Source organism: Nocardiopsis synnemataformans (assembly GCF_965343085.1).
GTDB lineage: Bacteria > Actinomycetota > Actinomycetes > Streptosporangiales > Streptosporangiaceae > Nocardiopsis > Nocardiopsis alborubida.
Genome location: NZ_CBDRFA010000009.1, coordinates 1 through 12045 on the forward strand (window position 1 = coordinate 1; position 12045 = coordinate 12045).

The window sequence follows — 12045 nt, forward strand, 5'->3', positions numbered from 1 at the left end:
CCCCCCCCCCCCCCCCCCCCCCCCCCCCCCCCCCTTCCCCCTGCCGTGCTCGGCGCACTCACCGACACACCGCGGACTACTGCTGGCGGGGATTCTGGTCCCAGGAGCCGTTCTGCGGCTGCTGCTGCCCGTGGACCTGCTGCGGATACTGCTGGGGCGGGTAGTAGCCCTGGTTCATCTGGTGGTGCGGGTGATAGGCCGCGTGCTGCTGCGCGTACTCCTGGTTGGCGGCCTGGTCGCGGACCGTGAAGAACCACTGGGACAGGGGCCGGTGCAGCAGGACCACTCCGGTGATGGCCAGCGGGAGCAGGAACAGCGCCCAGAGGACACTGGTCCCGCTGAACAGCATCAACGACTGTAGGACGATCTGAATGATGAGGACGACCTTGGTCATGGTCCGTGCCCAGGAACGGCCACGGGTGACCGGGACAGCTGTCACGGCCAGGAGCGCGCCGATGAGGGTGTGGGGCAGCGAGTAGCCGAACGCGTACCCCGGCTCGACGCCGAACATGGGCGCGGTGGTCATGTTGATGACGAGCACGGCCAACGAGATGGCAGCGGAGATCCAGAGCACCACGGCCAGGCCACGCACCGGTCCGGGAGCGCGGAGCTGTTCCGGGTAGGCGGTCGGGCCGGGTTGTGGAGGGTGGGGTTGCATGGAGGCCTTTTCGGTGGGGAGGAGGGACGGGCCGGAGAACGGCCGGGGGAGGAGCTCCGCCACGGTCGGCTCGTACCGTGCCCGGTAGGACCGAAATCGACGGGGACGGGACAGCCGAGGCGGAACCAGGACGTAGTTTAGTGGCCGTTCGGACACGCATCGTGTCGGATTGTCTGGCCACATGTGGCCGTGCGTGTTTCCCGGGCCGATACGTGTTGTCACTCGCCTTGCCGAATGCCTGTGTGTTTGCTCGGGCGAACTCCGAACTCCGAACAGCGCACAAAGACAAGGGGCCGTTGTTTTCCCGATGTGTCCGACGCGTGCGGTGCGGGAATGCGCCAACCCGGAGCCGAGGGTTCTCGAGGAGCTGTCGAGAACGCGGTACACGGACCCCGCAGGAGCAGTGGAGCCGATCAACGAAGCCCGCGTCGAGCCATGATGGATCGGCGCCCTTGGTCATGCCCGGTGCGGGTTTCCCGGCAGGAATTCCGCCGACGGGAGGCGGATTTCCGTCCGGTCAGCCCCTTCGTGTGGCAGCCGTACTCCGGGGGTGACGGAGGCTCTGGTGGGTGCGGGATCGCCTCCCGTCACAGGCCAGAGCCTCCGTCACGTCCGGGACGGAGGTGCGGGGCGGCTGCCGCCCCTGCTCCACCGACGGTCCCTCGGGCGCGGGCCCGCTACCGGAGCCGGACCGCTTCGCGTGTCACCACGTGCGAAGGGTCACCTCGCAGCCGCCGCCGGCGGGGACGGAGGCGTGTCCAGTTCCGGTTCCTCCCCTCGGTCGGGACCGGGACCAGGACCAGGACCGGGACTGGGCTCGGACCCGGGGCTCAAGGCGTCGAGGCGGTAGCTGTCGTGCTCGCGGAGCCAGCGCACGAGGGAGGCGGCGACCAGGCTCAGGATGATGATCAGCGGGAAGGCGGTCACGACCGACAGGGTCTGCAACGCGTCGGTGCCTCCGGCGGACATCACCGAGACCGACACCGCGGCGAGGACGAGGGCCCAGAGCACACGGTTGGCCCGCGAGGGCTCGACGTCGTTCGGCAGGTCACGGGAGGTGGCCGCGCCCATGATGTAGGACGCGGAGTCCAGCGTCGTGGCCAGGAAGATCAGCAGCAGGAGCAGGAACAGCGGGGTGATGACCCAGCTGAGCGGGAACGCCTCCAGCGTGGCGAAGATGGCCGGGACCGCGCCCTCGGACTCCAGGGTGTCGACGATGGGCGCCTCCCCCCGCAGTTCGAACGCCATGCTGGAGTTGCCGAGCAGCGCGAACGAGAGCCAGCAGCCCAGGCTTCCGAAGCCGCACATGCCGACGATGATCTGCCGGACGGTGCGGCCCTTGGAGATCTTGGCGCAGAACATGCCGACGAACGGTCCGTAGGAGATCCACCAGCCCCAGTAGAAGACCGTCCAGATCTCCTCGAAGCCGGATCCGCCGACGGGATCGGTGTAGGTGCTCATCCGGACGATGTTCTGGGCGAGCAGGCCGACGCTGTTGGTGAAGGTGTCGATGACGAAGACGGCCGGGCCCACCGCCAGGACCAGGACGCCCAGGGCGGCGGCCAGGTAGAGGTTGAGGTTGGCGAGGCGCTTCAGGCCGCGGTGCAGGCCCAGGGCGACGCTGCCCCCGAACAGCAGGGTCCACAGGCCGATGACGATGGTGTTGAGGGTGGCGCCCGGCTCGAATCCCAGCATGCGGGAGGCGCCCTCCGCGACGGTGGGCACGGCCAGGGCCAGTGAGGTCCCCGCCGCACCGATCATCCCGAGGATGAAGAAGACGTCGATCAGACGCCCCGGCCAGCGGTCGACGCGGTCGCCGAGCACTCCGCGGCAGGCCTCGCTGAGGCGCAGGCGGCGGATCCTGCGCACGTGGTAGGCGTAGGCGAGGGCGAGGGTCGGGACGCAGAAGACCGCCCAGGCGGTGGGGCCCCAGTGGAAGAGGGGGTAGGTGGCCGACCACTCGGCGGCCTCGGCGCTGTGCGGTTCGAGTTGGAACGGGGGATCCACGTGGTAGTGCGCCCACTCGATGATCCCCCAGTACATGAGGCCGCCGCCGATCGCGGCGGTGAAGATCATCGCGAGCCAGGTGGGGGTGGAGAACTCGGGGCGGTCGTCGGGACTGCCCATCCTGATGCGGCCGTACCTGCTGAAGACCAGCCAGACGAGCAGTACCGCGAGCCCGGCGACGAACCACATGTACACCCAGCCCAGATCGGACTGGAGCCAGGACAGGACGTCGCCGAGCAGGCGTTCACCCGTCCGCGGCGCGATCACGAACGGCGCGCTGAAGCCGATCACCATGATCAGCGCGGGCCAGAAGACTTTGTTGTCGATGTTCCAGCGGATGGCTCGGGTCACCTCCGGGGTCGAGGGCGTGGACTATCCAGTTACTACTGTGTTGCGCTTGACTAATCAACCAGTCAGAATCGCTTCACTGCTGTTCGCTCCCGCTGCTGACCGCTGTCGTTCTGGAGAAAAACGTGTGGTGGCAAGGGTTTGCTGAGCTTCGGCGCGATCGGAACGATGTCTCTGTAACGAAGTGGCAACCACGCCTGCGTTGCGAAAATCGCCACGGTGCTGTTACGTTCTCACCGTGAGCGACAACGTGGCCGACGAAGTGCGCGGCAGGGCCCGTGAGGCCATCCGCCGATCCGGTCTCTCCCAGCGGCAGTTCGCGACCAGACTCGGCATCGACCCCAGCAAACTCTCCAAGTCCCTGAACGGCACCCGGCGGTTCACCGCCCTGGAACTGGCCGCTGTCGCCGACGAGACCGGGGTGACGGTCAACTGGCTGCTCAACGGCAAGGACGACGCCGAGACGGTCTCGGCGGTGCCGCGCGACTCGTCGGCGGTGAGGCCGTCGTCCGCGAGCCTGGCGGACCACCCCACGGCCGCCCGGGAGCACAACCGCAGACTCCAGATCATCGAGGCCGCGTGGACCCTCATCGCCGAACACGGCTACCACTCGGTCCGCGTCGCCCAGATCGCCCAGGCCTGCGGGACGTCCAGCGCCACCGTCCACTACTACTTCCCGACCCTGCACGACCTCCTCGTGGAGGCGCTGCGCCACTCGGTGAAGCAGGCGTTCGACCGCCAGGTCGCGGGGCTGCACACCATCGAGGACCCCCACGAGCGCCTTCTCCAGCTCATCGAGCTCCAGCTCCCCGACTCGGAGCGCCTGCGGCTGGAGTGGTCGGTCTGGCTCCAGGTCTGGACGGCCGCGGCGCTGGACCCCGGGATGCGGGAGCTGCACGCCGACTCCTACCTGCGCTGGCACGAGACCATCGCCCGCACCCTGCGCGAGGGGAAGGAGGCCGGAGTCTTCGCCGACTTCGACGTCGAGGAGATGACCAGACGCCTCACCGCCCTCATCGACGGCATGGGCATCCAGGTCATGACCGGGATGCCCGGACGGTCCGTCGCCCACATGCGCAACACCCTGCGCTCGGTCATCGACAGCGACGTCCTGGGCAGCAGCGACGTCCCGGGGAACTGAGACAGCCAGCACCCGCCCCCGCCCGCCCCTTCCGGAGCCCTCTCCTCGGTTCCGCACGCCCCGAACGTGCCCCACCGACACCCGACACCCGACACCCGACACCCGACGGCCGCACGGCCAGATCCCGAAACGCCGCACACGCACGGAGACGGAGCCCCGCCTTGAGCGACACCATGAACCCCAAACCCATCCTGACCTGCGCCCTCACCGGCGCGGGGGACACCGTCGGCCGCAGCGAGCACGTCCCGGTGACGCCCAAACAGATCGCCGCCGCGGCGGTGGAGGCCGCCGAGGCCGGCGCCAGCGTGGTGCACATCCACGTCCGTGATCCCGAGACGGGCGCCCCCTCCCGCGACAACGCCCTCTACCGGGAGGTCGTCGACCGCATCCGCCAGACCGGTGTCGACATCGTCATCAACCTCACGGCGGGCATGGGCGGTGACCTGGTGATCGGCCAGGACGACCCGCTCAGGTTCGAGGAGGGCACCGACCTCGTCAACGGTCTGGACCGCCTGCCGCACGTGGAGGAACTGCTGCCCGACATCTGCACCCTGGACTGCGGCAGCCTGAACTTCGGGGACGGAAGCCAGGTGTACATCTCCACTCCGGACATGCTGCGCGCGGGCGCCAGGCGCATCCAGGAACTCGGGGTCCGCCCGGAGCTGGAGATCTTCGACACCGGTCAGCTGTGGTTCGCCAAGACGATGCACGCCGAGGGCCTCATCGACGACCCGTCGATGTTCCAGCTGTGCACGGGCATCCCCTACGGGGCGCCGTCGGACCCCGGCGTCCTCCAGTCGATGGTGAACCTGCTCCCGGCGGGCGCGCAGTGGGCGAGCTTCTCCATCGGCCGCAAGCAGATGCCGTGGGTGGCGCAGTCGGTGCTGCTCGGCGGGCACGCCCGGGTGGGTCTGGAGGACAACCTCTACCTCAGCCGCGGGGTGAAGGCCACCAACGGCCAGCTCACCGAGAAGGCCGTCGCCATCATCGAGCAGCTCGGCGCCCGGGTGGCCACACCGGACGAGGCCCGCGCCATGCTCCGGCTCCGCAGCGCGGCCTAGCCGCCGCCCCACGTCCCACACGAACCACCGACCAACTTACGGAGCACGATGACGGAGAACGCGAGAACCACCCCCGAGGCCGTGCGCACGGTCGCCTGCGTCGGAGCGGGTGTTATCGGGGGCGGCTGGGTGGCCCACTTCCTGGGCCGCGGCTACCGGGTGGTCGCCTGGGACCCCGCCCCGGACGCCGAGAGCAGGCTGCGCGGCCTGGTCTCCTCGGCCTGGCCCGCCCTGGAGGAGCTGGGCCTGGCCGCGGGGGCCGCCATGGCGAACCTGCGGGTCGTGGACACACTGGCCGAGGCCGTGGCCGACGCGGACTTCGTCCAGGAGAGCGCTCCGGAGCGACTCGACCTGAAGATCGACCTGCTGGCCGAGATCGACGCCGCCACCCCGGAGGGCGTGGTCATCGCCTCGTCCACCTCCGGCTACAGCATGAGCGAGATGCAGGTGGGGGCCCGGACGCCGGGACGGCTCGTCGTCGGCCACCCGTTCAACCCGCCCTACCTGGTGCCCCTGGTCGAGGTCGTCGGCGGCGAGCGCAGCGAGCGGTGGGCCGTCGACTGGGCCTCGGACTTCTACCGCGCCGCGGGCAAGTCGGTGATCAGCATGGATCGGGAGCTGCCGGGGTTCATCGGCAACCGGATCCAGGAGGCCGCCTGGCGCGAGGCCCTGCACATGGTCGCCGAGGGGGAGGCGACCGTCGAACAGATCGACCTGGCGATGACCAGCGGCCCCGGGTTGCGCTGGGCCTTCTTCGGCCCCTGCCTGACCTTCCACCTGGCGGGGGGAGAGGGCGGCATGGCGCACATGCTCGACCACTTCGGCCCGTCCCTGAAGTCCCCGTGGACCCGCCTCGACGCACCCGAACTCACCGCCGATCTGCGCGACCGCATGGTCGCGGGCACGGACGAGGTCGTGGCCGGGCGCTCCACCGCCGAACTGATCGCCCAGCGCGACCGCCGCCTGATCGCGGTGACCCGCGCGCTGGAGGAGGTCGAACGCGCGGAGGCCGCCGAGCGGGCGGGGGAGAACGCGTGAGCGCGACACTCACCCAGCGGCTGCGGCCCGAGTGGATCGACTACAACGGCCACCTCAGCGAGGCCTACTACGTCCTGGTCTTCGGGTTCGCGACGGACGCGCTGATGGACCGGGTCGGCCTGGACGCCGCCTACCGCGAACGGTCCGGCTGCTCGCTGTACACGGTGGAGGCGCACGTGCGGTACCTGCACGAGGTCGCCGCGGACGCCGAGGTCGAGGTCCGCACCCGGGTGATCGGTCCGGACACGGAGCGTTCGGACCGTCCCGGCGTCAGGAAGGCGCGGATCTGCCACGAGATGCGCGTCGGCGACGTCCTGGTGGCGACCGAGGAGCTGATGACGCTCCACGTCGACCAGGCGCTGGGCCGGGCGGTGCCCCTTCCCGAGGAGATCGCCGCGAACCTGGCGGCCCTCGCCGAGCCCGCACCCGACTACGTGGGCCGCGCCGTCGGCCGTTAGTCCGCTGTCGTCCGTTAGTCCGTCGTCGACCCGCGGGCGGCGAGGCGGTCCGAGAGCTGCTGGGCGGCACTGCGCGGTTCGCGGCCGAGGAGTTCGGCCAGCAGCGGGTCAGTCCGCGCGAAATGACCTGTGCGCGTGGCCTGGAACATGGTGAGCGTGAACCGGGCCGTCTGCTCCGGGACGCCGTTCGCGACCTGGTCGACGATCCACTGTTCGTCGTCGACGACGACGCGCCTGACGGTGCGGCCGGTGAGTTCGGAGGCGATTCCGGCGAAGTCGTCGATGGTGACGGCGTCGGCCGGAGTGAGGGTGACGGGGCCGTCGAAGGGGCGGTCACCGGCGATGATGACCGCGGCGGCCTCAGCGGCGTCGGCGCGATCGATCCACGCGACGGGGCCGTCCGCCGGGTGCGCCATCACTCCGGTCCGCCGCCACGGGCCGAGCAGCTGGTCGAGGTCGCCGAAGAAGCCGTTGCGCAGCGCGGTCCAGGCGACTCCCGAGTCGGCGAGGATCGCCTCGGTGGCGGCGTGGATGGCCAGGGGCGGGTACGGGCCGTCGGCGGCGGCGCCCTGCGTGCTGGTGTACAAGATCCGCTCGGCGCCCGCCTCGACCGCGGCTTCGATCGCCCTGCGGTGCTGGCCGACCACGTCGGAGCCGAGGTCGTTCGAGGAGACGAGCAGCACCTGCTCGGCACCGGCGAACGAGTCGCGCAGGGCGGCCGGGTCGTCGTAGGTGCCGTGGCGAACGCGCACGCCGCGGTCGGCGAAGTGCCGGGCCCGGGTGACGTCGCGCGCGCTGACGCCGACGCGGTGTGCCGGAACGCGCTGGAGAAGGTGCTCGACCGTGGCGCCGTTGAGGGCGCCGGTCGCTCCGGTGACGACGATCATGCTGGTGTCCCTTCCTGGGGTCTGTCGCACGTGGCCGGGCCTTGGGGCCTTGGGCGGTGACTGCCCGGTTCCCTCCGCGAGCCGGACAGCCACCCGTGCGTAAGTTGACCACCATGGTCAATTTCGCGGATGTCGGCGATCCTAGGTAAACTGACCCACCGAGTCAATTTCTGGTAGCGGTGGGGGACGGTGAGCGGCCATGACCAGTGCGGAGTCCTCGCGGCCTCGGCTGCGCGCCGACGCCCGGCGCAACGCCGAGCACATCCGCAGCGCCGCGATCGACGCCTTCCGGAACCGGGGCCTGGCCGTGCCGCTGGAAGAGGTCGCCAAGGCGGCCGGGGTGAGCAAGGCCACCGTCTTCAACCGGTTCGGCGGCCGGATCGGCCTCATCGAAGCCGTCATAGAAGAGCTCGTCGCGGCCGAGCTGTACGCCATCATCGACCGCACCCGCTCCATCGCCGACGCCGGGAAGCGGATGGGGTACTACATCACCGCGATCCGTGACCTCCAGTACCGCCAGCCCGCCGCCAACGACGTCCTGTTGCAGGAGTTCCCCCACTCGCGGCAGCTCATGGAGATCTGTCGGGCCGCGGGCGAGGCCAACGACGAACTCGTAGCGGCGGGCCGTGCCGTCGGCGCGCTGCGGTCCGACTTCACCGTGGACGACCTCCAGGCGCTGATCACCGACAACGCGCTCGCCCTCAAGCACGGGACCCGTCCGCACCGCGGGGACTACGACCGTCGCACCACCTTCCTCCTCGACGGAATCCACCGGGCCGGGGCCGCCGACCGCGGATAGGACGGCGGTCCGCTGACGGCGGACGCGGTGCGACACCTGACGCGTCGGGATCACCCCGCGACCAGCCGGGGGACGAGGTAGACGAGCTCGAAGGCCTCGTAGGCCGCGCCGACGACGAACAGCGCCAGCGCGGGCAGGCTCAGCCAGCCGATCTGCTGGAGGCCGTGGAGGTAGCCGCGACGGTGGTCGGGAGCGCCGACCGTCGCGGGGCGCAGCCAGGCCCTCCCGAGGAGGTAGGCGCCGAGCATGACCAGGGCGTAGGCCTGGAACTCGATGACGAGCGTCAGCGAGTGCGGGATCATGAGCGTGGCCGTGGTCGCGTCGACCGGGGCGAGGATCACGCCGGTCTCGTACGCCTTGTAGGCGAAGAGGGGGATACCGGCGAAGGGCACGATCATCGAGGGCAGCAGGATCCTCAGGATGACGACGGTCAGCACGTTGACCCCGAAGATGGTCAGGCCGAACAGCCAGGGGTTCGCGAGCAGCTCACCCACCAGGACGGCCGTCCCGTCCTCCTGCTGGGAGCCGACCTGGGCGGCGTTCAGTTCGGGGAAGGCCAGGGCCGCGCCCACGCCGACGAGGAACACGCCGTAGGCGATCGCGTTCATCACGAGGTAGGCGCGCAGGTTCGCGCGGATGATCCGGAAGGGCTTGCGAAGGTTTCGCACGTGTCTGTCTCCGTGTTCGAGAGGGCTGACGAGCCGCCGGGGCTCCCCGTACTCGGTGTTGCGCCGCCGCAACGCGCGCCCCGTCGCAGAGGCGCGCAAGCTCGGGGCGGTCACGCGGTGCGCGGTCACGCGGTCAGCGGCGCGGGCGCCGGGTCGCGTGTCGCATGCGGACCACCCTCACTCCAGACCATGGCCTCGGGGCAGGGTCAAGCTCGGGTGGTTCCGCCACGTCGGCGGTCAGCTGCTGCCGTCCAGCAGCGCGTTCCACCGCAGTCGCGTCGCCCGCTCCACGCTGGAGGTCGAGGCGCAGAGCCCGAGCGCGATGTTGAGCCACAGCGGCAGGTCGACGGGCGAGGCGAAGGTGCCGAAGCGCTCGGCTATCGGGGGCACGTGCGAGACCCCCTCGACGATCTGCGGGACGACGAGGACGACCGGCACGATCAGCAGGATCAGCGACACCGCTCTGACCAGGCGGCCCAACGCCGGGTGCTCGCGGTCGAGACGGGCGCGACGTCCCTCCGCCGAGCGTTCGTCCGGAACGAGCTGGCGCGCGTCGCCCTCGGCGGTCACGTAGTGGCAGCGCCTGAGCCCCCGAAGGCCGTGGACTCCACCTCGATCACCCCTCCCCGCACCGGGAAGACCGCTGGGAGGGTGGACTCCAGGTGGTGCCTGCCGTCCAGGTAGAGGTGGGCCCTGCCCTTGCCGTCCTCGGTCATGACCCGCTGCCAGTAGGGGACGTCGACGGTGTGGACCACGCGGCGCCCGTCGCCGTCGGTCAGGGGCAGGTGGAACAGGGCGCGGGAGAGCGGCTGCCACCAGCGGAAGCGCTTCAGCGGACGGCCGTTCCCGCTCCTGATCCGCTTCGCCGCCCTGCGCTGCCTGCGATCCTTGATCACTTCGGGCTCCCTGTCCGTTCGCGAAGGTCGGTAGCCGACCCGGCGCGGAACCGGAACCGCCGCATGCTCGTCGCCGCTGGGGGCGTACCTGGCCTGCGCGGTCGCGAACCGGTCACGATCGGCACTCGCCCCATTGCAGAGCCTGCCCCCGGGGCAGGGTCAAGCCTGGATCGCGCCGCGTCGGACACGGCGGGCGAACGGGAGACGCCGCTTGACCCTGCCCCCGGGGCAGGGTGTGGACTGTGGACAAGCGTGGGGTGTGGCGCTGCCCGCGGTCGCGGCGGAGGAGGAGGCATCGCGTGGCCTGGAGTACTCAGCAGCTCGCCGAGCTCGCCAACACGACGGTGAAGGCCGTCCGGTACTACCACAAGATCGGCCTGCTGGAGGTGCCGGAGCGAACGGCGAACGGATACAAGCAGTACCAGGTATCACACCTGGTCCGCCTGCTCCAGATCAGGCGGTTGAGCGATCTGGGAGTTCCGCTGTCGGAGGTGGAGTCGATGGGACGGGCGGACGAGGACCCGGACGAGGCGATCCGCGTGCTGGACAGGGAGCTGGAAGCGACGGTCGACCGGCTCAACCGCGTGCGGGCGGAGCTGGCCGTCATCCTGCGCCACCGCGCACCGGCCTACGTTCCCCCCGCGTTCGCTCCGGTCTCCCGTGAGCTCTCCGAGAGGCAGCGATCGTTGCTGATGGTCTACTCGACCGTTCTCAGCGAGGAGTCCGTCGAGGAGTTCCGCGCACTGATCAGCGAACCCGACGACACGGACGAGGAGTTCGAGGCCCTTCCCGCGGACGCGGACGACGCCGCGATCGACCGTCTCGCCGCGCGCATGCTGTCGGTCGTCCGCAGGGGGCGCGAGGAGAACCCGTGGTCGGCCGACCCCGCCGTCGACGCGCCGGGTGGCGCGGAGCACGCCGAACGGACGATGGCCGAGGCCATGGTGCAGTTGTACAACCCCGCGCAGCTCCGTGTGCTGAAACGTGTGAACGCCCTCCTCCAGGAGGAGGCTTCGGAGGCGGGCGAAGACGCGTCCTGACGCCTCCTGACGCGCTTCGGCCGGGAGCCCGAGGGGGCAGCGCTTGTCCCCGTGCCCCCGGCGGGCTCAGACCGGAGTGGACCCGCTCGAAGCGGGGCGCCGTCGCGCCCTCACCAGCTGGGCGAGCAGGGCCAGCACGGGCAGTTCCACCAGCGGCCCCACCACCAGCGCGACCGCGATCAGGGGCCGGTCGGGGAAGGCCGCGACCGCGATGGCCAGCGCGATGGGCGAGTTGCGGGCCGTGGTGGTCATGACCAGGGTGACCCCCTGGTCCGCCGGGAGGCGCAGCATCCGGGACAGGCCGGTGGCGACCAGGGGCAGCGCCACGAAGAAGACCGCCAACGGCGGCAGCAGGGCGAGCAGGTCGGCGCCGTGCTCCAGAACGGTGCGGGCCTGCCAGGCGAACATCGCCAGCACGGCCGTGTACAGCAGCGGCAGGACCAGGCGCCCGGCCGGAACGGTGACGAAGCGCTCGCGCCAGGCGGTGCCCCCCAACCGGTGCGAGGCCCAGCGCAGCGCCATCGCCAGTGCCAGGGGCACCACGAGGACGAGCAGGACCGACTCGGCCAGGGTGGCGGCGTCGACCATGGCGGCCTGCCCGCCCAACAGCAGCACGTACACCGGCAGCAGGACGAGCTGGAGGATCAGGTTGACCGGCAGCAGGGCGGCGGCGATGCCGGTGTGCCCGCGCGCCATGGCGGTGAAGACCAGGTACCAGTCCGTGCACGGGGTCACCAGCAGCAACAGCAGACCGATGCGCAGGTCCGGTTCGCCGTCCAACAGCCCGACGCCCAGAGCCCAGGCCAGGGCCGGGGTGAACACGAAGTTGAGCACCAGGCTGACGGCGACCAGGGCCTTGGCGCGCCTGACCTCGCCCACGTGTGCGGCGTCCATCTGCACGAACACGGCGGTGAGCATCACCAGCAGGGCGGGCAGCACCACGTGCCCGGCCGCCGGACCGATGGGCAGCAGCAGGCCCGCTGCCAGCCCTGCCACGGCGGCCAGGGCCACGAACAGGCTCTGGAGGCGTTCGGCGAGCGACAT

General features: G+C 70.6%; 13 protein-coding genes. 6 read left to right on the top strand and 7 right to left on the bottom strand.

The genetic code is table 11. The features are described 5' to 3' along the window. Window positions 1-76: 76 nt before the first annotated feature. Complete coding sequence (locus ACSIH6_RS06935) at window positions 77-658, bottom strand: hypothetical protein (protein ID WP_435107395.1); 582 nt, start codon at window positions 656-658, stop codon at window positions 77-79. Window positions 659-1378: 720 nt separating this feature from the next. Beyond that, the gene (locus ACSIH6_RS06940) at window positions 1379-3016 is read right to left on the bottom strand and encodes a BCCT family transporter (RefSeq protein WP_435107396.1); all 1638 of its coding nucleotides are present in this window, start codon (window positions 3014-3016) and stop codon (window positions 1379-1381) included. Window positions 3017-3251: 235 nt separating this feature from the next. Here ACSIH6_RS06940 and ACSIH6_RS06945 point away from each other — a divergent pair, with 235 nt between their 5' ends. The 4 genes from ACSIH6_RS06945 (at window position 3252) to ACSIH6_RS06960 (ending at window position 6711) form a co-directional block, all read left to right on the top strand. Then, window positions 3252-4154 (top strand): TetR/AcrR family transcriptional regulator, encoded by a 903-nt coding sequence (locus ACSIH6_RS06945; RefSeq protein WP_435107397.1) that lies wholly within the window; start codon window positions 3252-3254, stop codon window positions 4152-4154. A 161-nt stretch (window positions 4155-4315) separates the two neighbouring features. Beyond that, window positions 4316-5215, top strand: coding sequence for a beta-keto acid cleavage family enzyme (locus ACSIH6_RS06950; protein WP_435107398.1), 900 nt, complete (start codon window positions 4316-4318; stop codon window positions 5213-5215). Between the two features lie 48 nt (window positions 5216-5263). Further along, window positions 5264-6253, top strand: a complete 990-nt coding sequence (locus tag ACSIH6_RS06955; RefSeq protein ID WP_435107399.1) for a 3-hydroxyacyl-CoA dehydrogenase NAD-binding domain-containing protein — start codon at window positions 5264-5266, stop codon at window positions 6251-6253. Then, window positions 6250-6711, top strand: coding sequence for a thioesterase family protein (locus ACSIH6_RS06960; protein WP_435107400.1), 462 nt, complete (start codon window positions 6250-6252; stop codon window positions 6709-6711). Before ACSIH6_RS06955 ends, ACSIH6_RS06960 begins: the two co-directional genes overlap by 4 nt. A 14-nt stretch (window positions 6712-6725) precedes the next feature. Here the strand turns inward: ACSIH6_RS06960 and ACSIH6_RS06965 are convergent, their stop codons facing one another. Next, entirely contained in the window at window positions 6726-7598 is an 873-nt protein-coding gene (locus ACSIH6_RS06965) for an NmrA family NAD(P)-binding protein (protein ID WP_435107401.1), read from the bottom strand. 199 nt (window positions 7599-7797) lie between these two features. Between ACSIH6_RS06965 and ACSIH6_RS06970 the strand changes: the two genes are divergently transcribed. Next, window positions 7798-8397 carry a TetR/AcrR family transcriptional regulator gene (locus tag ACSIH6_RS06970; protein ID WP_435107402.1) on the top strand — a complete coding sequence of 200 codons (600 nt, stop codon included), beginning with the start codon at window positions 7798-7800 and terminating at the stop codon, window positions 8395-8397. Between the two features lie 50 nt (window positions 8398-8447). Here the strand turns inward: ACSIH6_RS06970 and ACSIH6_RS06975 are convergent, their stop codons facing one another. From ACSIH6_RS06975 to ACSIH6_RS06985, 3 genes are all read right to left on the bottom strand, one after another. Next, on the bottom strand, window positions 8448-9065 hold the full coding sequence (locus ACSIH6_RS06975; protein ID WP_435107403.1) for a stage II sporulation protein M: 618 nt from the start codon (window positions 9063-9065) through the stop codon (window positions 8448-8450). Window positions 9066-9302: 237 nt separating this feature from the next. Continuing rightward, window positions 9303-9635, bottom strand: coding sequence for a hypothetical protein (locus ACSIH6_RS06980; protein ID WP_435107404.1), 333 nt, complete (start codon window positions 9633-9635; stop codon window positions 9303-9305). Beyond that, on the bottom strand, window positions 9632-9961 hold the full coding sequence (locus ACSIH6_RS06985) for a hypothetical protein (RefSeq protein WP_435107405.1): 330 nt from the start codon (window positions 9959-9961) through the stop codon (window positions 9632-9634). The genes ACSIH6_RS06980 and ACSIH6_RS06985 overlap by 4 nt, the downstream gene beginning before the upstream one ends. A 299-nt stretch (window positions 9962-10260) precedes the next feature. Here ACSIH6_RS06985 and ACSIH6_RS06990 point away from each other — a divergent pair, with 299 nt between their 5' ends. Continuing rightward, complete coding sequence (locus tag ACSIH6_RS06990) at window positions 10261-11001, top strand: helix-turn-helix domain-containing protein (RefSeq protein WP_435107406.1); 741 nt, start codon at window positions 10261-10263, stop codon at window positions 10999-11001. 66 nt (window positions 11002-11067) lie between these two features. Here the strand turns inward: ACSIH6_RS06990 and ACSIH6_RS06995 are convergent, their stop codons facing one another. Continuing rightward, a complete protein-coding gene (locus ACSIH6_RS06995; protein ID WP_435107407.1) occupies window positions 11068-12045 on the bottom strand; it encodes an arsenic resistance protein in 978 nt (325 codons plus the stop codon).

Bases quoted from the DNA above. Each gene is read 5' to 3' on its own strand.
- ACSIH6_RS06935 (WP_435107395.1), bottom strand. From the start codon at position 658: ATGCAACCCCACCCTCCACAACCCGGCCCGACCGCCTACCCGGAACAG.
- ACSIH6_RS06955 (WP_435107399.1), top strand. From the start codon at position 5,264: ATGACGGAGAACGCGAGAACCACCCCCGAGGCCGTGCGCACGGTCGCC.
- ACSIH6_RS06965 (WP_435107401.1), bottom strand. From the start codon at position 7,598: ATGATCGTCGTCACCGGAGCGACCGGCGCCCTCAACGGCGCCACGGTC.
- ACSIH6_RS06970 (WP_435107402.1), top strand. From the start codon at position 7,798: ATGACCAGTGCGGAGTCCTCGCGGCCTCGGCTGCGCGCCGACGCCCGG.
- ACSIH6_RS06995 (WP_435107407.1), bottom strand. From the start codon at position 12,045: ATGTCGCTCGCCGAACGCCTCCAGAGCCTGTTCGTGGCCCTGGCCGCC.